The following is a 22,603-nucleotide window of genomic DNA, read 5'->3' as shown; positions in this document are numbered from 1 at the left end:
CTTAATCCAGACAGGCATCCCAGACCGGGTCCGGCGGCAGGGGGGCGGTAAGCTGTACCGGGGTTTTGCGTACCGGGTGCACAAACTCCAGGTGTCGCGCATGCAGGTGGATACTGCCGTCCGGGTTGCTGCGGGCAGCCCCGTATTTCAAATCCCCTTTAATAGGGCACCCAATGGCCGCCAGCTGTGCGCGGATCTGGTGGTGCCTGCCGGTTTCCAGGCGAATTTCCAGCAAGTGGTAGCGCTGCAATTTCTTCAGGTAGCGGTAGGAGAGGGCCGCCCGTTTACGGTCGGGCCCGGGCCCCGGCATGGCGTAGGATTTATTTTGTTTGGAATTCCGGGAAAGCCAGTGTTCCAGCCGCCCCTGGGCCTGAGGGGGCGGGTTTTGGGTCACGGCCCAGTAGGTTTTTTGCACCTCGGTGCCGGCAAACATGGCATTCAGGCGGCTGAGCGCCTTGGAGGTGCGGGCAAAAATAAGCGCCCCGGTAGTAGGCCGGTCCAGGCGGTGGACCACCCCGAGGAATACCGCTCCGGGCTTGTCGTATTTCACCTTGAGGTAGGCCTTGACCACTTCGCTCAAAGGGGCGTCGCCGGTCTTGTCGCCCTGGGCCAGGTCCCCGGCTTTTTTGTTGACTACAATCAGGTGGTTATCCTCAAAGAGGACCTCCAGGTTCTCGGGGGTAGACCGTGGGCCGGGCATGGTCAGGAATTTTGTTTTTTGCGCTGTGCGCCATAGGCCAGCAGCACCAGTACCAGGCCCAGGCTAACAGAAACGTCCGCCATATTGAAAATCCCGGTATGCAGGGGGCCGGCCCTCATCTGGAAGAAGTCCGTCACGGAACCCAGGTAGAAGCGGTCCCACAGGTTGCCCAACCCCCCGCCGATAATACAACTCAGGCCAATGGCCATGGTCCGGTTATCCCCGGGCTGCCGCAGCAGGCGGTACATCAGGAACAGCATCAGGGCCAGTGGCAGGCCTTGCAGAAAAACCCGTTTGGCCAGGGGGTTCCAGTCCTGCCCCATGCCCAGAAAGGCCCCGGTATTTTCCACCCGGGTAAGGATAAGGGCGGGTCCGGCCAGTTCGGTATAGGAATCCGGAGCCACATGGGTACGCACGGCATCCTTGCTCCATTGGTCCACCAGGACATTGAAGGTAATAAGCAGCAGCAACAAAACTTTGGTTCGGGTATGGGCTGGCATAGGGGTCCCGGCTTAGTACTGCTCGTTTTCGTTGGGGAAATCCCGGGCTTTAACATCGCTTACGTACTGGCCAATGGCCTGGCTCATTTCCTCGTAGAGGTTCATGTAGCGCCGCAGGAAACGGGGGTTGAATTCGTGGGTCATGCCCAAAAGGTCGTGGATGACCAGCACCTGCCCGTCTGCATGCACCCCGGCCCCGATCCCGATGGTGGGGATGTTCAGGGTATCGGATACCTTTTTTGTAAGGGCGGCCGGGATTTTCTCCAGCACCAGCCCGAAACATCCCAACTGCTCCAGCAGCTGGGCATCTTCCAGTAACTTTTTGGCCTCCTCCTCTTCCCGGGCACGAACGGTATAGGTGCCAAACTTATAAATACTCTGGGGGGTGAGCCCCAGGTGGCCCATTACCGGAATACCCGCATTGAGGATGCGTTTGACCGAATCCTTGATTTCTGCCCCGCCCTCCATCTTCACGGCGTGGGCCCCGCTTTCCTTCATGATGCGGATGGCCGAGCGCAGGGCTTCCTTCGGGTCGCTCTGGTAAGAACCGAAGGGCAGGTCCACCACCACCAGGGCCCGTTGTACGGCCCGTATCACGGAACTCGCATGATAGATCATCTGATCCAGGGTGATGGGCAGGGTAGTCTCATGCCCGGCCATGGTATTGCTGGCCGAATCGCCTACCAGGATTACATCGACCCCGGCGGCATCCACAATCCTTGCCATGGAGTAATCATAGGCGGTGAGCATGGAGATCTTTTCCCCCTGCTGTTTCATCTCGATGAGGGATTTCACCGTGACGCGTTTAAACTCTTTTTTGGCTGAAGACATTCCCGAAGGTTTTTAGAGGCCTCTAAAGTACGGAATTTTGGCGTGTGCCCTTTTCCGGGAAAAGCTGGCTCATAATATGTATTTTAGGCACATGAAAGCAACATTCAAGCATATCGCAGCCCTGCTGCTTCTGGGGCTGCTGACCTTCAGCACCCAGGCCCAGTCGGAACAGCAACGGGCTGTACGCCGCACCATTGACCAGTTTTTTGAGGGCTACCACGCCCGGGATACGGCCACCATGCTTGCCGTGATACGGCCGGGGGTGGTGGTGCAGACCGTGGGCACCAACCTGGAGGGAAACCCTTTCCTGGCCACAGGCTCCATGGACGACCTGGTGAAGCACGTGGTGCGGATTCCCGATTCTGTTCAATTCCGTGAAAACCTGCTGGATTACCAGATCAGTGTCGACGGGAATATGGCCAATGCCTGGACCCCCTATGCCTTCTACCTGCAGGGAGCCTTCCACCATTGCGGGGTCAATTCGTTTCAGCTCTTTCACGACGGAAAGGCCTGGCAGATCATTTACCTGATCGATACCCGCAGGCGGGAGGGATGCGAAGAATAAGGGCGCTGCTCCCTTAGCAGTCGCTGAGGTTTACCCCCACGGCCAGGCCGCCGCGGGAGGTTTCCTTGTATTTGGCATTCATGTCGCGGGCGGTGTCCCACATGGTTTGCACCACCTTGTCGAAGGGGACTTTGGCAGACGCCGGGTCGCATTCCAGGGCCAGTTCGGCCGCATTGATGGCCTTGATGGCCCCCATGGAATTCCGTTCAATGCAGGGCACCTGCACCAGGCCGCCAATGGGGTCGCAGGTAAGGCCCAGGTGGTGCTCCATGGCAATTTCCGCAGCCACCAGCACTTGTTGGGGCGTGCCCCCCAGCAGTTCGGTAAGGGCCCCGGCGGCCATGGCCGAAGAGACCCCGATCTCCGCCTGGCACCCGCCCATGGCTGCGGATATAGTAGCTCCCTTCTTGAACAGGCTCCCGATTTCACTGGCTACCAGGAGGAATTTCTTGATGTCCTCAAAGCCGGCCTTGTGGTTTTCGATAACCAGATAATACATGAGCACAGCCGGAATCACCCCGGCACTGCCGTTGGTGGGGGCGGTCACGATCCGGCCCAGGCTGGCATTTACTTCGTTTACACTCAGGGCAAAACAACTCACCCATTTCAGGATTTCCCGGAAGCGCACCCGGGTTTTACGGATGGATGCAGGCCAGTCCGCGGGCCCGGTGTACGGCTTATCTCCTTTGAGTTTGGCGTACGTCTCCGGGGCCCGGCGCTTGACCTGCAGCCCCCCGGGGAGTATCCCTCCGGTGTGGCAACCCTCGTACACGGATTCCAGCATGGTATCCCAGATGCGCCTTAGCCCGGCTTCAATCTGGGCATCGGTCCGCAGGGAGCGTTCGTTTTCCAGTACCAGGGCTGAAACCTGCATCTGGTGCTCCTGACAGTAGGCCAGTAACTCGGCACCCGTCTGTATGGGGTAGGGGAACTGCAGGAAGGCGGCTTCCTTCCGGATTGCACTCTTCCCTTCCTCCTGCACCACAAAGCCGCCCCCGATGGAATAATACGTTTCGGTGCGCCGGGCCTTATCGGGCAGGTCCGCCGTGAAGGTGATGCCGTTGGCGTGGAAGGGCAGGAATTTTTTGCGGAAGGATAGGTGGGTTTCCGGGTTGAAGGGGATGGTGTGCACCCCGTTCAGGCAAAGGGTATGTGTGGTTCGGATGTCCTGCAGGGTGGGTTCGATGCCTGCCACGGGAACCGTTTCCGGGTCTGCGCCCGTAAGCCCCATCAAAACGGCAATATCGGTGGCATGTCCTTTTCCGGTCAGGGAGAGGGAGCCGTAAAGGGCCACCTGTATTTTGCGGACCTGTTGCAATTGTCCGTCGTTTTCCAAAGCCTTCAGGAACTTCAGGGCTGCCTTCCAGGGGCCCAGGGTATGGGAGCTGGAAGGCCCAACCCCAATTTTCAACATGTCGAAAACACTGATACATTCCATGGGAACAGGGCTTAAAGCTGCCGGCTAAGGTACAAACCCTTTTGAAGGAATAAAGTAGGCCCCGGGAAAAAATCCTCCCGGGAGCAAAATGACAGTATGTCAGTTTTTAGGCTGTGGCATATTGTTTGTCATAGGATAGGCGAGCCATTGAAAGCGAAACACTAATTATAAGATTTTCAGAATGAGCAAGATTATCGGAATTGACTTAGGTACCACCAACTCCTGCGTCTCCGTAATGGAGGGGAATGAGCCTGTGGTGATCCCCAATGCCGAGGGTAAACGGACCACGCCGTCCGTCATTGCCTTTGTGGAAGGGGGAGAGATCAAGGTGGGCGATCCTGCCAAGCGTCAGGCCGTGACCAACCCCCATAAAACCATCTATTCTATCAAACGGTTTATGGGCAATAAGTATTCGGAGTCCCAGAGAGAGGCAGAGCGCGTACCTTATAAAGTGGAGAAAGGCGACAATGACACCCCGCGGGTGGATATTGACGGGCGTTTGTACACCCCCCAGGAATTGTCTGCCATGATCCTGCAGAAAATGAAGAAAACGGCCGAAGATTACCTGGGCCAGAGCGTAAGCCGCGCGGTCATTACCGTTCCGGCCTATTTTAACGATTCCCAGCGGCAGGCTACCAAGGAAGCCGGGGAAATTGCCGGCCTGAAGGTAGAGCGGATCATCAACGAGCCGACCGCAGCCTCCCTGGCGTATGGCCTGGACAAAAAGGATCAGGACCAGAAAATCGTGGTTTTTGACTTCGGGGGTGGTACCCACGACGTATCCATCCTGGAACTCGGGGACGGCGTCTTTGAAGTGCTCTCCACCGACGGGGACACCCACCTGGGTGGAGACGACGTGGACCAGAAGATCATCGACTGGCTGGCCGAGGAATTCAAGGCCGAGGAGTCTATGGACCTGCGGCAGGATCCCATGGCCCTGCAACGCCTGCGGGAAGCTGCCGAGAAGGCCAAGATCGAATTGTCCTCCTCCTCCCAGACCGAAATCAACCTGCCGTACATCACCGCCACAGCCAGCGGCCCCAAACACCTGGTGCGCACCTTGTCGCGCGCCAAGTTCGAGCAGCTGATCCAGGATCTGGTGAAACGCACCATTGCCCCTTGCGAATCTGCCCTGAAAACAGCCGGGCTCAGCAAGAGTGATATTGACGAGATTATCCTGGTAGGGGGCTCCACCCGGATCCCTGCCGTACAGGAAGCCGTGGAAAAATTCTTCGGGAAGAAACCTTCCAAAGGCGTAAACCCGGACGAAGTGGTGGCTATTGGTGCCGCTATTCAGGGCGGGGTCCTGACCGGAGATGTGAAAGACGTACTCCTGCTGGATGTAACCCCTTTGTCCCTGGGCATCGAGACCATGGGCGGGGTGATGACCAAACTGATCGAGTCCAACACCACCATCCCCACCAAGAAATCGCAGATCTTCTCTACGGCTGCAGACAACCAGCCTTCGGTAGAGATCCACGTTCTGCAGGGGGAACGCCCCATGGCGGCGGACAACAAGACCATTGGCCGCTTCCACCTGGACGGCATTCCGCCCGCACCCCGGGGAACGCCTCAGATTGAGGTAACCTTCGATATCGATGCCAACGGAATCATTAAGGTTTCGGCAACGGACAAGGCCACCGGCAAGTCACAGGACATCCGGATTGAAGCTTCTTCCGGCCTGACCGAAGATGAGATCCAACGCATGAAATCCGAAGCCGAAGCCAATGCCGAAGCCGATAAAATGGCCAAGGAGAAGGCAGATAAGCTGAACGAGGCAGACGGTATGATCTTCCAGACCGAAAAACAGCTTTCCGAATTCGGGGATAAGCTCTCCGCAGATAAGAAAGCCCAGATTGAGACCGCCCTCGAAGCCCTGAAAAAGGCCTATGAGACCAAGGAGCTGGAGCAGATCCAGCCTGCCCTGGATGGTATCAACGAAGCCTGGAAGGCGGCCTCCGAAGAACTCTACAAGGCTCAGGCCGAAGCCCAGCAGGGCGGCGGTGCCGGAGCCGGCGATGCCACTTCCGGACAGGATGCCAAGGAGGGCGACAACGTTGAAGACGTAGACTTCGAGGAAGTGAAATAAGGTACCGGGAAACCGGATGAATCCAAGGGGGGCAGATACCACATCTGCCCCCTTTTTTTTGGTATGGCTTTTGTTCCCGATTCCATGCGGAACCCTTACTTTTATCCTATGAGGAAACACTACCCCTTGTTTTTATGCTGCTTCGGACTTTGGGTGCTTGCAGGTTACGGCCAGCAGCCGGAGGCATTCACCCTGTCGGATTTCCAGATGCGCGGCCCGGTAAAGGTTTGTGTGGTCAAGGCCCAGTACGGGGAAGAACGTTTTGAGTTCGACCGGGAAGGGCGCCTGCGTAAATCCCTGACGCGTTATGGCCCTGAAGATTATGATATCACCTACTACCGCTACCGCGACAGCATCCTTTATGAACGGCGGGACGAGGTGTACCGCAGCGGGGATTTTGATCCCCGGACGTCCATTGCCCATATCTACGAGCGCGACAGCGCCACCGGCCCGGTGCAAACGGAAACCATCCTTTCCTACGACCGTTCCATCCAGGAAAAGGTGGATTACCGTTACAACGACCGCGGTATCCTGCAGCGAATGGTGCGGGTAACTCCGGAAGGGGTGGACGATACCCGGCTTACCTACGATACCTACCAGGGAGAGGAAACCATCTCTTATGTGCGCAATGGGGAATTACAGCGCTCCGTAAGGCGGTCCGGGAGCCGGATGGGCAGCATCCCGGTTCGGGTGGTGCTCACCAAGGAGTACTCGGACGGGCTGCCCCGGGAGGCCGTGGAGGAAACCCTGGATATGCAGGGCCGCCGCCTGAAGGAAGTCCGCTTCGCCTATGATACCCAAAAGGAAAGTTTTGTGCCCCGGGAAACCCGCAAATGGACGTATAACCCGGAATCCTTCCCCGAAACGGAAACCCTGGTAGAACACCCGGCAGGGGGAGGGCGGAGCGAACCCATCGTCCGCAAATACCTCTACCATATGGATGGGGCCAACCCCTCCAATTGGGTACGCCAGATCGTGACCCCGGAAAACCAGTACGTGGTACGCGCCATTACCTATTACGAAGAAGTACCTGCAGGGGCAGTGGCAGACAGCCTCAGGCATTAGGCAGGCCCGGCCATTCCCGGCGCAGCAGGCCATAAACGCAGGTATCCCGTTTGAACCCGTCTGCGAGGTATACATCCTCTCGGAGCGTCCCTTCCAGGATAGCCCCGAGTTTTTCTACTGCCCCCCGTGAACGCAGGTTGCGCGAATCGATCCGGAAGGTGACCTTTTCAAAGCCCAGGGGGCCGAATGCCTGGGCCAGCATCAGCTGTTTTACGGCCGTGTTCAGGCCTGTACCCCAATAGGCTTTTCCGATCCAGGTGGAGCCGATTTCCACGACCTTATTGACCCGGTCAATGCGCATAAAGCGGGTGCTGCCGGCAGGGGTATCTGTTTTTTTATCCCAGATCAGGAAGGGAATACTCTGCCCCTGCGCGGCTTCCGCCATGGCTTTTCCCATATAGGTCGAGAAGCCTTCCGGCGTATGTAGTATCCCCGGGGAGTACCGGATCAGGCCGGGCTCCCGGGCTACCTCCTGCAGGAGGTGCTGATTTTTCGCATCCAGGGGGATCAGGCGGGCGCGTGCGTTTTCAAGTGTTTCCATACTCGGCAGCCAGTTGTACAATCAGGTCGTTGCGCAGTTCGTGCCCGCCGTCAAAGGCCACCACCTGCAAGCGGTCCCCGAACAGTTCGCGATACCGGGCCAGCAGCCCCGGCCGGTCTTCAGGTTTCAGAAAGGGGTCCTGATTGCCGAAAACCACTACCACCGGCATGGTTTCGGGGAGGTGGCTGAAAGCTTCCGGCCGAAGCTCCGCCGGGGGTTTTCCGGCGTACAGGAAAATGCGTCCCCCGCCAACCGGCCGGCGCGCCAGCCAGCGGCACAACACGGAGACCCCCTGGGAATAGGCAAAATAATCCAGGTCATCCTGGGGTTGAATGCCTTCTTCCTGCAGCACGCTATCCAGGTACTCCATCAGGTTGTCCATGTGGCCCTGGGTATGTTCCCGGGTAAGCCAGCTGGCACCCACGTGGGTATAGGTGTCCGACAGGTAATACAGGGATGGGGCCTGTGGGGCTATCAGGTAATGCACCTGGGGGTCCAGGCCCGAAAAGTGACGCAGGAAATACCGGGATAGATACCCGATGCCGTGAAAAACTACCCAGGTTCTCCGGGTGGCTTCCCCCCGGGCATTCAGAGTGGTGTATGGGGCCCGGGCGGCGTAGGACACCCATTTTTCTGCATTGGGCTTCGGGATGGATTCAGACATGATTCTGCAGGGATTGCGTACCTTTGCAAAAATCAAAAATGCATGGAGCAATACAAAGAAAAAATCCTTCAGATCTGCAATGAGGCGTGCAAAAACACGCTGATGGAAACCCTTTCTATCGAATTTACGGATGTGGGGGAGGATTTTCTGACGGCCCGTATGCCGGTGGATTCCCGGGTACACCAGCCGGACGGTATCCTGCATGGCGGCGCCAGCGTGGCCCTGGCGGAAAGTGTGGCTTCCGCGGCTACCTTTATTTTTCTGGATGCGCGGAAATACGCGGTCCGGGGCATTGAGATTTCAGCCAACCATGTGCGCAGCATTGCCGAGGGGGCCGTATGGGCCCGGGCCACGTTGCTGCACAAGGGCAGGACTACCCAACTCTGGGAAATTCGGATTACCAATGCCGAGGACCAGCTGATTTCACATTGTAAACTGACCACCATTGCCCTCCCCAAAAACGGTTAAATTCAAACGCATACGCCAAGCGATTCACGCCCAGCAGGAAGCATGCCTGCCTTTTGCGGTTTTTCGCAAACCTGGGCAGCAGGAGCTTTGGACGGTTTTTCAGGACGAAGCCGGGATTGCAGCCGTCCCTCAGGACGACAGCTCCGGGTTCCTGGCCATGCCTTTTGAACCCGGCCTGCAGGCCCTTTGGATCCGGGCCGACCGGATTTGCACCACACCTTTCCCCCCGGCTGCCGAGGTGCCTGCTGGGGCCAGCCCCCTGCCGGACCCGATGGGGCAGGACGTCCATGTGCGTTTGGTAGAGGAAGCCCTCCGCGCCATAGGGCAGGGAAACCTGGAAAAGGTAGTGCTGGCGCGGCGATTCACGGCCCAAATTACGGGAACCCACTGGGAGGTTTATAAACGGCTGCTGGCGGCCTATCCCAATGCCTTTTGTTACTTCTGGTATCATCCCGACATGGGAAGTTGGATGGGGGCCAGCCCGGAGCTCTTGCTGGATTACCGGGACCAGATGTTGCGCACGGTTTCCCTGGCCGGTACGCGGGTGTCCGCCTCGGGGGAGACCCCGGAGTTCAGGGCCAAAGAGGTACGTGAACAGGAGTTGGTGACCCAATACATACAGCAGGCTATGGCAACCCTTGGCCTTGAGCCGGATATCCAGCCCGTACGCCCTGTTAGGGCAGGCCGGGTATGGCACCTGAAAACCGAACTCGCGGCCAGGGCTACCCGTAGCCAGGCCATGGCCCTGGTCGGCCAGTTGCACCCAACCCCTGCGGTATGTGGCATTCCCTTGCAAGCGGCGCGGGAATTTATAGGGCAGCACGAGAATTTCCGTCGCGAATTTTATACGGGTTACCTGGGCCCGGTGGGTATTACGGGCATGGATACCCTTAGCCTCTATGTGAACCTGCGGTGCATGCAATTCTGGGAAGGCGCGGCCCTGGTCTATGTGGGCGGGGGCATCACTGACGCCTCGGACCCGGTGCAGGAATGGGAGGAAACCTGCCAGAAGAGCACCACCATGCTTTCGGTGCTTCAGAATTCCTGAAACGGGCTGGCTTGTGAACCGCCCGATTCGTACCTTTGTATACAGCTATGAGGTACAGCAATATTCCCCTGGCACATACCGTGGTCCAGAGTTGCCTGCTCCGGGAAATCCGGCAGGTGGTCATCTCCCCGGGCTCCCGCAATGCCCCCCTGATTCAGGCATTTACCGGCAACCCCTATTTTGAATGTTTCTCGGTGGTGGATGAACGCAGTGCTGCGTTTTTTGCCCTGGGCCTGTCCCAGCAAAGCGGTCTTCCCACAGCCCTGGTTTGCACTTCCGGAAGCGCCCTGCTCAATTATTACCCCGCCGTTTGCGAGGCCTTTTACAGCCGTATCCCCCTGGTGGTGCTCAGTGCGGACCGCCCGCCCTACCGCATCGATATAGGGGACGGGCAGACCATCCGGCAGGATGGGGTATTCAGCCGGCATATCGGGTACGAAACCCAATTGCGGCAGGACCTGACCCACGCCACTGCGGCAATCCGCTGGGGCGGGGAGGGACCCCCTGCAAATGCCGTGCAACAGGTGGAACTTCAACAGCAGGTGCAGGCATTTAACCAGGATGAACTGGCCCGGGCCCTGGATGTTGCCTCCGGGCAGCGGCTACCGGTGCACCTGAACCTCCCTTTTGAAGAACCCCTTTACGGGACGCAGGAAGAACCCCCTGTGGCAGTTGCCTTGCCTCCGGCCGGAATTCCGAAAACCCCGGCCCCGGATCTTGGGCCGTTCCGCAAGCGCTGGAAGGAGGCCCGCCGAAAAATGGTACTGGTGGGGACTCTTCCCCCGGGTGCGATTGCACAGGAACGCCTGGAACTGCTGGCGGCCGACCCATCGGTTATGGTGCTCACGGAAACAACTTCCAACCTGCATCATCCCGCCTTCTTTCCGAGCATTGATGCCCTGATGGCGCCCCTGGAACGCTCCGAAGCGGTGCAGGAGCGGTTCCGGCAGTTACAGCCGGAAGTGCTGCTCACCTTTGGGGGTATGGTGGTTTCCAAGAAAATCAAACAATTCCTCCGGGCTTTTCCGCCTGCAGCACACTGGCACGCAGACCCATTCCAGGCCATGGATACCTATTACTGCCTGGAACAGCATATCCCTTTACATCCCGATGCCTTCCTGGATGGCATTCTGGATCCGGACCCGCCGCGGCTGGCGGCTTCGTACCGCTCCGCATGGGACGGCTACCAGGAGGCTTGCCGCCGCCGCCGCGCGGCCTATATGGAGCAAATCCCGTTCTCGGATTTCCAGGCTTTCGGCCATATCCTGGAGCACCTGCCGGGCCGCATGCTGGTACACCTGGCCAACAGTTCTACGGTTCGGTATTCCCAGCTCTTCGAAATGCATCAGGACCTCGCCGTTTTTTGCAACCGGGGCACCAGCGGGATTGAAGGCAGTACCTCCACGGCCGTGGGGGCGGCTGCGGGATACGATGGACCCACCCTGCTCATTAGCGGGGACCTGAGCTTCCTGTACGACCGCAACGGGCTTTGGAATGCAGCCCTGCGCCCGGATTTCCGCGTGATCGTCCTGAATAATTCCGGGGGCGGGATCTTCCGCATCCTGCCCGGGATGGAGGAGACCGAGGCCTTTGAAACCTATTTTGAAACGCGACATGGCCTGGATGCCCGCCACCTATGCCAGGCCCATGGACTGGAGTACCGCAGTGCCGCCTCGGAGGGCGAACTCCTGGAGGCCCTGGATGGCTTTTATGAAACCAGCCCGGGCCCGCGTCTGCTGGAGGTTTTTACCCCCAGAACCACCAATAACCGCGTTTTGCTGGAATATTTCGATTACCTAACTTCGGAGCTGCCGCAGCTGGCAAAACCCTGACCTATGAACAAAAGAGAGACCTGGATTGCCCATTACGCCGAGGATATACGCGAGAAATTCGGGGAAACCCCGGATATGGACCTGCTCACCAAGGTGACCATTGGCCTGGGGCCATCCATCTACAAATCCGACGCTTCAAAAGTTTCCGGCTCCGACCCTTCGGAACTGGAACGGGTGCGCACCAACTTTCTGATCGGGAAGCTGGGCCTCCCCGACGGGCCGGAGCTTATGGAGGCTATCACAGCCGAAATGGACCGGTACGGCCGATCTGAACGCAACAAATACCGCGCGGTCATTTATTACATGCTGGCCCGGCGGTTTGGCAAAACCTCGATTTACGGTTAAAGAAGGGCCCGGATCCGCCCAAAAGGCGTTTCTTTGCGGCATCTAAGCATTCTTTCCTATGATAGCGATTGGCGCATACAACACTCTGGGCGTGGCCCGGGATACCTCTGTGGGTTTGTTCCTGACCGACGGGGAAGGGCAGGAGATCCTCCTGCCCCGAAAATATGTGCCGGAAGGGACGCAGGAAGGAGATATGTTGCGGGTATTCTGTTACCTGGACCACGAAGAGCGGCCTGTGGCCACCACGCTGGAACCGGCCATAACCCGCGATGCCTTCGGCAGCCTCAGGGTGGCAGAGGTAACCCGTTTCGGGGCCTTTATGGACTGGGGCCTGGAGAAACACCTGCTGGTGCCATACCGGGAACAACCCACCCCCATGGAAGAAGGCCGGCACTACCCGGTGTACTGCTACCTGGACCCCAAAAGCGGTCGCCTGGTGGCGTCAGGCCGCCTGGAACGCTTCCTGAGCAATGAGGACATGACCCTGAAGGCCGGGGAGGAGGTATCCCTGCTGGTCTACCGTAAAACCGACCTTGGATTTGAAGTGGTGGTGAACCAGGCCCACAAAGGGCTCGTATTCCACGATCAGGTCTTCCGCGCCCTGGAACCTGGGGACGCCATTAAGGGGTATGTGAAAACCGTACGCCCGGACCGAAAGCTGGACGTGGTGCTGGAGCCCCTTGGGCACACCGGTCTGGAGCCGGCTGCTGCCCGTATCCTGGAGGCCCTGGAGGCATCAGGCGGGTTTCTGGACCTGCATGACGGCTCGGACCCGGGCCGGATTCAGGAGGTGCTGAAGATGAGCAAAAAGCGCTTTAAAAAAGGCTTGGGAATCCTGTATAAGGCACGCAAAATTGAACTTGCCCCGGACGGGGTGCGCCTACTCCGGCAATCCTGACTCCTGATTAGCCGATGCGCCTTGCAAATACGGCCGGCCAAGGTTTGTTGAATCCCCCCATTTTGGTTACATTTAGCGGAGTTTCCAACAAAGCCAAACCTATGCCCTTTATAGAAGAGAGCGATCTGCTCGAATTGCACAAGGATATCGATAAGGCGCAGATCATTAACGAGCGCCTGCTGGACCAGATCAAGTACAAGAACAAGGAATTGAAACGCGCCCGCCTGCAGCGCAATCTATTTGGCGGGGTAACGGCCCTGTTTTTGATCGGCACCCTGGCCATTGCTTCTTTCACGGTCGGGCTTACCTCCAGTGCCAAACAAAACAATGCGGAGTACCTGAATGTCTCCATAGACAGCCTGGAGGTCTTTCGCAGCCGCCTCAGCAACCTCAAGCAGCAAAATGAGGAGCTCAGCCTGGTCAAGGACTTCTACCTGGCCAAGCAATTCCTGGAAAAAGAGACCATCTATTCCGTACAGGTAAAGGCCTTTGTGGATAACAACCTGAGCCTGGCCTCCGAATCCCTGAGCAACACCCTTTTTGTGAAGGCAAATCCGTTTTACGCCTATTCTATAGGGAATTTCGAAACCCTGGAAGAGGCCCAGCGCTTTCGCAGTGAATTGGTGGATATGGGCTTTAAGGATGCCTTTGTGGCGTCTTACCGGGATGGTAAACGTGTAAAAATCGAAGACCCGAAGTAGCCTTGGCTGCCCTGAAAACCTGGTTGGGTGCCGCGCGATTGCGGACCCTGCCCCTCTCGATAGCCGGCATCCTGGCCGGAACGGCCATGGCCCGTGCCCAGGGCCTTGAAGACACCTTGCTTTTTACCCTTACCCTGGCCACCACCCTGGCCTATCAGATTACCTCCAATTTTGCCAACGATTACGGGGACGGGGTAAAGGGTACCGATAATGCCAGCCGCATAGGTCCCGCCCGGGCCCTGCAAAGCGGGGCCATTAGCCGGGCTGCCCTGAAACGGGGCATCTGGGTAATGATCGCCATCAGTGCTGCCCTTACCCTGGCTACCCTTTTGCGGGCTTTCGGGGCCGGGCAACTGTGGTACTTCCTGTTATTCGGGTTACTCGGGTTATGTGCCATCTGGGCCTCCATCCGTTATACGGTGGGCAATACCGCCTATGGCTACAAAGGCCTGGGCGATCTTTTTGTCTTCCTTTTTTTTGGGTTACTTAGTGTACAGGGGTGTCAGTTCCTGTATACCCAGACCCTGCTGGCGGAAGCCTGGCTGCCCGCCATTGCCATTGGGGCCCTCTCTGCCGCTGTCCTGAACCTGAACAACCTCCGGGACCTGGAGCCGGACCGGGCTGCAGGGAAAATCACCCTGGCTGTTCGCCTGGGGCCCAGATGGGGGCGGGTGTACCATTGGGTGCTATGCCTGACCGGCTTTACCGCTATGGTGGCCTACGTCTTTATACAGCCGCGGCCGGCAATGGCCGCCCTGGTGCTGCTCCCCTTCCTGGGCCTGGCCTGGCACCTGGTTTGCTTTGTACGGGCCAGGGAAGCCCGGGCCCTGGACCCGGAATTGAAGAAGGTGGCCCTGAGCACCTTTGCCCTGGGCTTGTTGCTCTACCTGTTGAATCATTATTTTTTGTAATTTTGAAAGCGATAACCTTCTAAACCCAAGCGATTTTGGAACAGCCCATCAAAATCCTCATTGTTGAAGACAATGTGATTATCGCAGACGACATGCAATCCATGCTCGAGGAAATCGGTTACGAGATCGTCGACAATGTGATTGTATACGAGCAGGCGGTGGAAGTGCTGAAATCGCAGGAAGTGGACCTGGTGCTGATCGACATCATCCTGGCATCCGACAAAACCGGGATTGACCTGGGGAAACACATCCGGGCCCAATACGATATCCCTTTCATCTTTGTGACTTCAAACTCCGACCGGGCCACCGTTGAAAATGCCAAAACGGTAAAACCCAACGGATACCTGGTCAAGCCATTTGAGCAGCAGGACCTCTATACCTCCATCGAGATTGCCCTGTCCAATTATAGCAAAGGGCAGAAGCCGGCCACCCACGGCGGGTCAGACGAAGAGGCAAGTGAAGGTGTCAATACCAGTTCCGTGCTGAAGGATTCCATTTTCGTCAAAAAGCAACACCTTTACTATCGCATACAGTTTGACGACATACAGTTCATCAAGGCGGACAACGTTTATTTGGAGGTCAATACCAAGGACAAGAAATTCCTGGTGCGCTCCCCCCTGAAAGATTACCTGGAAAAATTACCCCGGAACAAATTTTACCGGGCGCACAAGTCCTACATCGTGAATGTAGACCATATTGATGCCATCAACTCCAAGGATATCATGATCAACAACAACCTGATCCCGATTTCCAAGGATTTCAAGGAATTTATTATCTCCTCCATGAATTCCTGACCCGTTTTTACGGGCATTTTAACCCTTTCGGTGTTTTCACCACACTTTAGGGCCGATTCACAACAAAAAGTTGGCGGCCCGTACCTTCCCGGCGTATTTTAGCAGTGTTCTTAAGAGATTAAGTTTTTCATTTTCATATAGTGTTCTCGTGAAAGAGTCCTGCCGCAAACCGACAGGGCTCTTTCTCTTTTAAGGCCCCCCGCAACTCCGGGGTTTACCGTTCGTCGATGAGCCAACCTTATCAAGTATTTTTACCACAATTCTAACGGGGTACACAACAATTTCAAAAAGCGTACGCAAGTGCGCCTTACATTTGGGGCATAAACGATTGAAGATCCCCAAATCTTACTTTCAACAGGAAAAGGCTGTGTCTGCGGACACGGCCTTTTTCCATTCCAGGCCAGGGCTATGGAATCCCCACGCGTTAGCTGACCACAGAATGTTTGGGGTTGACAACAAAAGCTACGGAAAGCCGGCGATTTGCCGTAAGTTTGAAAGACGACATTAACCCCCACCCCGGGGTATAAAAGGGGTATAGGGCAAAATCATGAAATCGCTACACCTCAAGGTTGCTTTAACTTTGCTGCTGTGCCTGTATGGCACCGTACAGGGGCAGGATATGCGGGACGAAGAACCGAGCAACCTGCAGGAGTTCGGGCAGTTGCCCACAGCCAGGGGACAATTCGAATTTTTCTATCAACAGGCAGACCGCTACAGTGACCAGTCGCCTTACGACTGGCTCGATGTGGTTACCCAGCGCTATAACCAGGCTTCTCAGGAAGGCGATACAGCTGCCACCCGCCTCTACGAAATAATGCAGGCCGAACTCTTTCACGACCTGCGCAGCTACGACCGGAGCGTTTCCCTGGTCAACGAGTTGTTGACCGACCTGGTTGAAGCTCAGGATTCCAATCTTCAGGCCATTCTCCTGGAGCTGCAGGAACGCAATTTTAAAAGCCTGAAGTTGTATGAAAAACAACTGGAGGTGCGAAAAATGATGCAGGACCTGGGCATCACCGACAAGATTTCCTTCTACGACATATACGAAGCCCTGGGGAATTACCGCAAGGCGATGAACCTCTATATCGCGGAGCGGAAAAGCCAGCTGGATCCTGCGGACCTGATTGGACAAGCCAGGTACCAGAATGACGTGGGGCTGTTTCTGATTCGGGATAAATCAGCAGCAACCGGCCAGAGTTACATGATCAAAGCACTTGGGTATGTGAACATCTATCTCAATGAACCCGAGCGCATAGAATCCGGGGAGGATCTGGAGGAAGCCCGACGGCTGAAAGCTATTATCGAAGGCAATATGGGGCGGTCTCACGTACAGCTGAACCAATTCTCGGAATCCCTTCCTTTCCTGGAAAACAGTATTGCCTCCATGCGGGGGGCAAGCAGCGATAAAGACCTGGCCATTGTAGCAGAGAACCGGCTGGCCCTGGCCGAGGCCTACCTGCAGATGAGTAACCCGGACAAGGCTGTGGAATACCTGCGCCAACAGGAAGAACCGGAACTTATTCCCCTCCGGTTAAAATTCAACCGGCTTTGGGCGGACTACTACGAACAGAAAGAAGATTTACAGGCACAAGTCCGCAGCCTCAAAAAGAATGCCCGCATTCGGGATTCCCTGGAATGGACCATGGATGCCCTGGAAAAACAACAGTTGCTGGCCCTGGTTTCCCAGGAAGAACTGGAAAGTACCAATAAGGCCAACAGCAGGTTGCAGCTCACCCTGGAAAGTCGGGATGCGCTCCTGCAGGCCCAGGACACCCAGATTAACCTTGTATTTATTTCCCTGGTCTTTACCCTGCTGGGTTTTGCCGGGCTGGTGTACGCCTACCTGAAAAATATCAAGAACCAGCGCCTGATGGCGGAACAAAAGCACTTTATTGAAAAGTCGCTGGTGGAAAAAGATTCCCTGTTGAAGGAGATCCACCACCGGGTAAAAAACAACCTGCAGATGGTTTCCAGCCTGCTGAGCCTGCAGGCCAAGAACACCCGGAGCCGGGCGGCTATTGAGGCCTTGGAGGAAGGCAAGACCCGGGTGAAGGCTATGGCCCTGATCCACCAGAAACTCTACCAGAACGACGACCTTTCCGTCATTGAAATGCAAGGCTACATCGAAAGCCTGATCAACAGTGTGCAGTCCGTCTTCAAAAAGGGCGGGCACAACATCAACATCACCATCGATGCGGAAGGGGTGGAACTGGATATAGACCGGGCCATTCCCATAGGCCTCATCCTGAATGAACTTGTTTCGAATTCCTTCAAATACGCCTTCCCGGATCCCGAGCAGGAGGGGATGATCTACATCCATATCCGCAAAAACGGAGGGGGCGGTTTCTTTGAATACACGGATAATGGGGTGGGGATGTCCGAGGAATCCGAGGAACGGGCCGAGAACTCCATGGGCATTCGCCTGATGCGCCGCCTGGTAAACCAATTGCAATCCACCCTGAATATCGACAAGCTGGAGCAGGGGGTTCGGTTCTGGTTTAACTTCAAATAACTAACTGGACCCTGCCACCCCTGGCATTTTTGGCACATGCTGTGCCAAAATCACCTGTGGCAATTCCTGGGATTAACCCGACCAGTTCCCTAACTTTGAGAAAAACCACACCTATGGAAATCGTTTTTCTCGGTCATGGCTCCCTGCAAATCCGCACAGCAGACCACGAGCTGGTAGTAGATCCTTTTATTACGGCCAACGAGCTGGCTAAGGGCAAGGTTAGCCTGAACCAGTTGCATCCGGATTTTATCTTACTTACCCATGCCCACCAGGATCATATTTTGGATGTAGAGGCCCTGGCCAAAGCCAGTGGTGCCACGCTTATCAGCAACTACGAGATCATTACCCATTATCAGGGAAAAGGTCTTGACGGGCACCCCATGAACCATGGGGGAGCGCGGGATTTTCCCTTTGGGTGGCTCAAATATGTGAACGCCGTTCACACCTCTTCCTTCCCGGATGGCAGTTACGGCGGGCAACCTGGCGGCTTTGTCCTTAATAGCGGGGGCAAGACCGTGTATATTGCGGGCGATACGGCCCTGCACATGGACATGAAACTGATTCCGATGGACGGGCCTGTAGACCTGGCTGTGCTGCCCATTGGGGATAACTTTACCATGGGAGCCAAGGATGCGGCCCAGGCCGCCCGCTTTGTGGAATGTCCCCGCGCCATGGGGGTGCACTACGACACCTTCGGATACATCGAGATCGACAAGGAAGCCGCCCAGGCGGAATTCCAGAAACTGGGAGTAGAGTTGTTGCTGCCCGAAATAGGGGAGGGGGTAACCCTCTGATCAGACCACCTGGCTGCGGAGTACGACCCGGTGCAGCAGTCGGGGAAAGAACCGTTTCAGGTAAATGCCCATTACTTCCTGCCCGCCAATATAGGTTTCCCATTTCCCTTTGCAGATGGCCCGCCACATTTTTCGGGCAAAGCGGTCCGGTGCCATACCGGCGGCCGTGGCCTGGTCCTGTTTTTGCTGGGGCGCGCCGGTAGCCGTAAGGGCATTGCGGGCCACGTCCGTTTGCACAAATCCCGGGCAGATCATGCTCACCTGTATGCCCTGGTGGCCGTGTTCCATCCGCAGCACGTCAAAAAAACCGTGCAGGGCGTGTTTGGCCCCGCAATACCCGGAACGCAAGGGGGAGCCGAATTTGCCCATCAGGCTGGTTACCGTGGCGTAATGCCCGCTGCCTTGTTCGAGGAATGCCGGTAGTAATGCCTTACTCAGGGCCACTGTCCCCAAATAGTTTACCTGCATCAAACGTTCATAAACGGCCATTTCGGTGTCCAGGATTTTGGAACGCTGGCTTAGCCCGGCATTGTTTACCAGCACGTCTACCCGCCCGTAACAGGCCAGGGCCGCTGCTGCCCTTTCGGGCAGGGTATCGGGCACGCCCAGGTCCAGGGGAACCAGGGCTACCCGCTCCGGGGAGGCGCAGGCGTTCCGAACCTCCCGGAGCCGTTCTTCCCGGCGGGCGGAAAGGATCAGCCAGCAGCCCAGTTCGCTCAGGTGGTAACTCAGGGCTTCTCCAATCCCGGAGGACGCACCGGTAATCCATACCACAGTATCGGTTCCGTACATGATTTATGCGATTAAGGTCCCAAAATATACGTAAATTTGGGTCACTGGTATGAAAGCCCGATACTGCAGTCACATCCTCAGCTTTAAGCGTCCCGGCGGGACTTCCCGGGGCGTGCTTACCCAGAAGGAAACGCATTTTATTACCCTGAGCAGGGGCGAGGCTTTCGGCATCGGGGAATGCGGGTTGTTTCGCGGGCTGAGTGCCGACGACCGCCCTGGGTTTGAGCAGCGCCTGGCGCAGGTGTGCCGGGAGGCTGCCACAGATCCTGAATCGCTTTTAGAAGGGCTGCGGGAGTGGCCCAGTATCCGGTTTGGTCTGGAACAGGCCCTCAGGTCGCTGCAGGCCCAACACCCCATGGAGCTCTATTCTTCGGCCTTTCTTTCTGGAACACCGGTACCGATTAACGGGCTGATCTGGATGGGGGAACCGGCCTTCATGCAATCCCAGATCGAGGCGCGTCTGGCCGAGGGGTATCGCTGCCTGAAACTCAAGATCGGGGCCCTGGATTTCGACACCGAATTCCGGTTGCTGCAAGGATTGCGCCAACGCTTTCCGGAGGAACTACTGGAATTGCGGGTAGATGCGAACGGTGCTTTTACGCCGGAACAAGCTCCCGGCCGGCTGGAGCAACTGGCGGCCCTGGGGCTGCACTCCATTGAACAGCCCATCCGGGCCGGACAATGGGCTGCCATGGCGGCCCTGTGCCGGGAAACGCCCCTGCCCATTGCCCTGGATGAAGAACTGATCGGGGTGTGGGATTTGACCCGGCAGGAGGCCCTGCTGGACGAAATACGCCCACAATACATTATTTTAAAGCCCAGCCTGGTGGGCGGTTGGGCGGCCTCCGAGGCCTGGATCCGCCAGGCCGAAGCCCGCGGGATCGGCTGGTGGGTGACCAGCGCCCTGGAGAGCAACATTGGCCTGAATGCCATTGCGCAGTGGACGGCCACTCTTAAGACAGATATGCCTCAGGGGTTGGGCACCGGCTCCCTTTTCACCAACAATTTAGACAGCCCCCTGCGTACCGGGGGCGGCAGCCTGCACTACGACGGATCGCAGGGCTGGAATATGGATCAATTGATGAACTTATGTATATAGAACAAGGCTACCGGGGTAACCTCGGAATTTGGAAATACCTGATACTGCCCCTGGGTTTTATCGCCCTGATGGTACTGAATTATCTGGCAACCCTGGCTTCGCCCGTACCGGTAGAAACCATGATGGCCGATATGATCCGGCAATTCGGGCGCAACGGCACCCTGGTTATCCTTCTGGTGCCCCTGGCCTTTGGGCTCTTTGTGGTCCTGGGCTGGACCCGTCTGGTACATCCGCAGTCCATCCGGAGCCTGACCACCTCCCGCCGCCGGGTAGACTGGAAACGCATCTTTTTTGCCTTCGGCCTCTGGGGCCTGCTCACGGTGCTCATTACCGGGGTGGATATCTGGCTCTCCCCGGACCATTACGTCTGGAATTTCCGGTGGGATGCCTTCTGGAAGCTGGCAGTCATTGCCCTGCTTTTGATTCCCCTGCAGACCAGTTTTGAGGAATACCTCTTCCGGGGCCACATGATGCAGGGCCTGGGAATTATGGCCGGCAACCGATGGGTACCCCTGGTGGTGACCTCTGTCCTGTTCGGGCTCATGCACCTGGGGAACCCCGAGGTGGAAAAACTGGGCTACTGGAGTATGGTCTATTATATCGGCACCGGATTTTTCCTGGGCATCATCACCCTGATGGACGAAGGCCTGGAACTGGCCCTGGGCTTCCACGCCGCCAACAACCTGGTTACTGCCTTGCTGGTCACGGCAGACTGGACCGCCTTCCAGACCGATTCCCTGTACCGGGATGTATCCAGCCCCGCCCTGAGCTGGGATGCCTTTATCCCGATTTTTGTGGTTTTCCCCCTGCTGCTGTGGATTTTCGGTCGCAAATACGGGTGGAAAAACTGGAAATCCCGCCTGGCGGGCCCTGTGGCTTCGGCCGAGGCTGCCCGTGCAGCCTTTGAAACCCAAGACGCATGAAACACGTTCACCACGCCGCCTTTTGCCTGAACCGGATCCCGTATTCCTATGAGGATATTGCGGAGATTGCCTATAGCCTGATCAAAGAAGGGGAGCCCTTCGAAAAGGAGATAGGAGATTTCCTGTTAGACTGGATATCGGATAGCCCCCATATTGTGCAGCAAACCTCTGGTTCTACCGGCCCGCCCAAACCCATCCTGCTGGAAAAGGAAAAAATGGTAGCCAGTGCGCGGGCTACCGGCGCCTATTTTGGGCTGGGAGCTGGGACACGCGCCCTTTTGTGCCTGCCGGCATCTACTATAGCCGGAAAAATGATGTGGGTACGCGCCATGGTGCTGGGATGGTCCCTGTACTATGTAAAACCCTCCCTGAATCCGCTGAAGGAGTTGGGGAAACCGATCGATTTTACTGCCCTTACTCCGGCCCAGGTCCGGAGTTCCCTGAAATCCCTGCCCAAGGTAGGCCGGCTGATTATCGGGGGCGCCCCCGTTTCCCGCGCCCTGTTGCGCACCCTGAAGAACTTCTCGGCCGAGATCTACGAGACCTACGGGATGACCGAGACCATTACCCACGTGGCGGTAAAACCCATAAGCGGGCCCAGGGCAATCAGCCCGGATGGCCCGTTTCAGGCCCTGCCGGACATCCGCTTTGAACAGGATGCGCGGGGTTGCCTGGTGGTATATGCCCCCTATTTGGGGGAAGAACCCGTGGTGACCAACGACCAGGTGGAATTGTTGTCCGAGACCACTTTTCGCTGGCTGGGCCGTGCAGACCGGGTAGTAAATTCCGGTGGGATTAAACTCTTCCCGGAAACCCTGGAAACCAAGCTGTCCGAGTTTATGGACCACCGTTTTTTCCTGGCCGGGGAAAAGGACCCGCAGTTGGGGGAGCGCCTGGTGATGGTGGTGGAAGGCACCGGGGATGGGGAGGCCTTGCTGGCCAGCCTCAAAGAAAAGGTTGCCCTCGAGAAAAACCACTGGCCCAGGGCGGTGTACTGGACAGAAGCCTTTGCGGAAACGCGCAGCGGTAAAATAGACCGGCCCAGTACCCTGAAGCAGTTGCGGGCCAAACGAACTTAGTTATTATCCTTAAA

Annotated in this window: 23 protein-coding genes; 16 read left to right on the top strand and 7 right to left on the bottom strand. The window is 57.0% G+C overall.

Going from position 1 to position 22,603, the window contains the following annotated elements:
• Position 1: 1 nt before the first annotated feature.
• Genes OZ410_RS12235 through panB form a run of 3 tightly spaced genes read right to left on the bottom strand, consistent with a single transcriptional unit; the run spans position 2 to position 2,031 of the window.
• On the bottom strand, positions 2-700 hold the full coding sequence (locus OZ410_RS12235) for an RluA family pseudouridine synthase (protein ID WP_277708258.1): 699 nt from the start codon (positions 698-700) through the stop codon (positions 2-4).
• Between the two features lie 2 nt (positions 701-702).
• On the bottom strand, positions 703-1,200 hold the full coding sequence (gene lspA, locus OZ410_RS12230; RefSeq protein WP_277708257.1) for a signal peptidase II: 498 nt from the start codon (positions 1,198-1,200) through the stop codon (positions 703-705).
• A 12-nt stretch (positions 1,201-1,212) separates the two neighbouring features.
• Positions 1,213-2,031: a 3-methyl-2-oxobutanoate hydroxymethyltransferase gene (gene panB, locus OZ410_RS12225; RefSeq protein WP_277708256.1), complete on the bottom strand. Its 819-nt coding sequence runs from the start codon at positions 2,029-2,031 to the stop codon at positions 1,213-1,215.
• A 91-nt stretch (positions 2,032-2,122) separates the two neighbouring features.
• Here panB and OZ410_RS12220 point away from each other — a divergent pair, with 91 nt between their 5' ends.
• Positions 2,123-2,596: a nuclear transport factor 2 family protein gene (locus tag OZ410_RS12220; RefSeq protein ID WP_277708255.1), complete on the top strand. Its 474-nt coding sequence runs from the start codon at positions 2,123-2,125 to the stop codon at positions 2,594-2,596.
• Positions 2,597-2,609: 13 nt separating this feature from the next.
• Here the strand turns inward: OZ410_RS12220 and OZ410_RS12215 are convergent, their stop codons facing one another.
• Entirely contained in the window at positions 2,610-4,034 is a 1,425-nt protein-coding gene (locus tag OZ410_RS12215) for an L-serine ammonia-lyase (protein ID WP_277708254.1), read from the bottom strand.
• Positions 4,035-4,215: 181 nt separating this feature from the next.
• On the opposite strand from OZ410_RS12215, the gene dnaK reads away from it, so the two are divergent.
• Together dnaK and OZ410_RS12205 are read left to right on the top strand one after the other, a co-directional pair.
• Positions 4,216-6,123, top strand: a complete 1,908-nt coding sequence (gene dnaK, locus OZ410_RS12210) for a molecular chaperone DnaK (protein ID WP_277708253.1) — start codon at positions 4,216-4,218, stop codon at positions 6,121-6,123.
• A 108-nt stretch (positions 6,124-6,231) separates the two neighbouring features.
• On the top strand, positions 6,232-7,188 hold the full coding sequence (locus OZ410_RS12205; RefSeq protein WP_277708252.1) for a hypothetical protein: 957 nt from the start codon (positions 6,232-6,234) through the stop codon (positions 7,186-7,188).
• On the opposite strand, the gene OZ410_RS12200 is transcribed toward OZ410_RS12205, so the two are convergent.
• Both OZ410_RS12200 and OZ410_RS12195 read right to left on the bottom strand, forming a co-directional pair.
• Complete coding sequence (locus OZ410_RS12200; protein WP_277708251.1) at positions 7,178-7,729, bottom strand: GNAT family N-acetyltransferase; 552 nt, start codon at positions 7,727-7,729, stop codon at positions 7,178-7,180. The genes OZ410_RS12205 and OZ410_RS12200 overlap by 11 nt on opposite strands.
• Positions 7,716-8,393 (bottom strand): alpha/beta hydrolase, encoded by a 678-nt coding sequence (locus OZ410_RS12195; RefSeq protein WP_277708250.1) that lies wholly within the window; start codon positions 8,391-8,393, stop codon positions 7,716-7,718. The genes OZ410_RS12200 and OZ410_RS12195 overlap by 14 nt, the downstream gene beginning before the upstream one ends.
• Positions 8,394-8,435: 42 nt before the next feature.
• Between OZ410_RS12195 and OZ410_RS12190 the strand changes: the two genes are divergently transcribed.
• The 10 genes from OZ410_RS12190 to OZ410_RS12145 all read left to right on the top strand — a co-directional run bounded on the left by OZ410_RS12190 (position 8,436) and on the right by OZ410_RS12145 (position 18,696).
• Positions 8,436-8,861, top strand: a complete 426-nt coding sequence (locus OZ410_RS12190) for a PaaI family thioesterase (protein ID WP_277708249.1) — start codon at positions 8,436-8,438, stop codon at positions 8,859-8,861.
• Positions 8,839-9,909, top strand: coding sequence for an isochorismate synthase (locus tag OZ410_RS12185; RefSeq protein WP_277708248.1), 1,071 nt, complete (start codon positions 8,839-8,841; stop codon positions 9,907-9,909). Before OZ410_RS12190 ends, OZ410_RS12185 begins: the two co-directional genes overlap by 23 nt.
• 47 nt (positions 9,910-9,956) lie before the next feature.
• Complete coding sequence (gene menD, locus OZ410_RS12180; protein ID WP_277708247.1) at positions 9,957-11,741, top strand: 2-succinyl-5-enolpyruvyl-6-hydroxy-3-cyclohexene-1-carboxylate synthase; 1,785 nt, start codon at positions 9,957-9,959, stop codon at positions 11,739-11,741.
• A gap of 3 nt (positions 11,742-11,744) precedes the next feature.
• On the top strand, positions 11,745-12,086 hold the full coding sequence (locus OZ410_RS12175) for a DUF2853 family protein (RefSeq protein ID WP_277708246.1): 342 nt from the start codon (positions 11,745-11,747) through the stop codon (positions 12,084-12,086).
• 58 nt (positions 12,087-12,144) lie between these two features.
• On the top strand, positions 12,145-12,984 hold the full coding sequence (locus tag OZ410_RS12170) for a CvfB family protein (RefSeq protein ID WP_277708245.1): 840 nt from the start codon (positions 12,145-12,147) through the stop codon (positions 12,982-12,984).
• Positions 12,985-13,085: 101 nt separating this feature from the next.
• A complete protein-coding gene (locus OZ410_RS12165) occupies positions 13,086-13,685 on the top strand; it encodes an SPOR domain-containing protein (RefSeq protein ID WP_277708244.1) in 600 nt (199 codons plus the stop codon).
• Positions 13,686-13,687: 2 nt separating this feature from the next.
• Positions 13,688-14,596, top strand: coding sequence for a 1,4-dihydroxy-2-naphthoate octaprenyltransferase (menA, locus tag OZ410_RS12160; RefSeq protein ID WP_277708243.1), 909 nt, complete (start codon positions 13,688-13,690; stop codon positions 14,594-14,596).
• Positions 14,597-14,631: 35 nt separating this feature from the next.
• Positions 14,632-15,390, top strand: a complete 759-nt coding sequence (locus tag OZ410_RS12155) for a LytR/AlgR family response regulator transcription factor (protein WP_277708242.1) — start codon at positions 14,632-14,634, stop codon at positions 15,388-15,390.
• 547 nt (positions 15,391-15,937) lie between these two features.
• Entirely contained in the window at positions 15,938-17,902 is a 1,965-nt protein-coding gene (locus OZ410_RS12150; protein WP_277708241.1) for a sensor histidine kinase, read from the top strand.
• A 113-nt stretch (positions 17,903-18,015) separates the two neighbouring features.
• Complete coding sequence (locus OZ410_RS12145; protein WP_277708240.1) at positions 18,016-18,696, top strand: metal-dependent hydrolase; 681 nt, start codon at positions 18,016-18,018, stop codon at positions 18,694-18,696.
• Here OZ410_RS12145 and OZ410_RS12140 read toward each other — a convergent pair whose 3' ends face one another.
• On the bottom strand, positions 18,697-19,488 hold the full coding sequence (locus OZ410_RS12140) for an SDR family oxidoreductase (protein ID WP_277708239.1): 792 nt from the start codon (positions 19,486-19,488) through the stop codon (positions 18,697-18,699).
• A gap of 49 nt (positions 19,489-19,537) precedes the next feature.
• Here OZ410_RS12140 and OZ410_RS12135 point away from each other — a divergent pair, with 49 nt between their 5' ends.
• The 3 genes from OZ410_RS12135 to OZ410_RS12125 are packed head-to-tail and all read left to right on the top strand — an operon-like array spanning position 19,538 to position 22,589.
• The gene (locus OZ410_RS12135) at positions 19,538-20,587 is read left to right on the top strand and encodes an o-succinylbenzoate synthase (protein ID WP_277708238.1); all 1,050 of its coding nucleotides are present in this window, start codon (positions 19,538-19,540) and stop codon (positions 20,585-20,587) included.
• On the top strand, positions 20,578-21,510 hold the full coding sequence (locus OZ410_RS12130; RefSeq protein WP_277708237.1) for a CPBP family intramembrane glutamic endopeptidase: 933 nt from the start codon (positions 20,578-20,580) through the stop codon (positions 21,508-21,510). The genes OZ410_RS12135 and OZ410_RS12130 overlap by 10 nt, the downstream gene beginning before the upstream one ends.
• Positions 21,507-22,589: an AMP-binding protein gene (locus OZ410_RS12125; RefSeq protein ID WP_277708236.1), complete on the top strand. Its 1,083-nt coding sequence runs from the start codon at positions 21,507-21,509 to the stop codon at positions 22,587-22,589. The genes OZ410_RS12130 and OZ410_RS12125 overlap by 4 nt, the downstream gene beginning before the upstream one ends.
• Positions 22,590-22,603 lie beyond the last annotated feature (14 nt).

Source organism: Robiginitalea aestuariiviva, from assembly GCF_029537735.1.
In the GTDB taxonomy this organism is placed as follows: Bacteria; Bacteroidota; Bacteroidia; order Flavobacteriales; family Flavobacteriaceae; genus Robiginitalea; species Robiginitalea aestuariiviva.
Note: the sequence above shows the minus strand (reverse complement) of the source record. Positions and strands in the feature narration are given on the sequence as shown.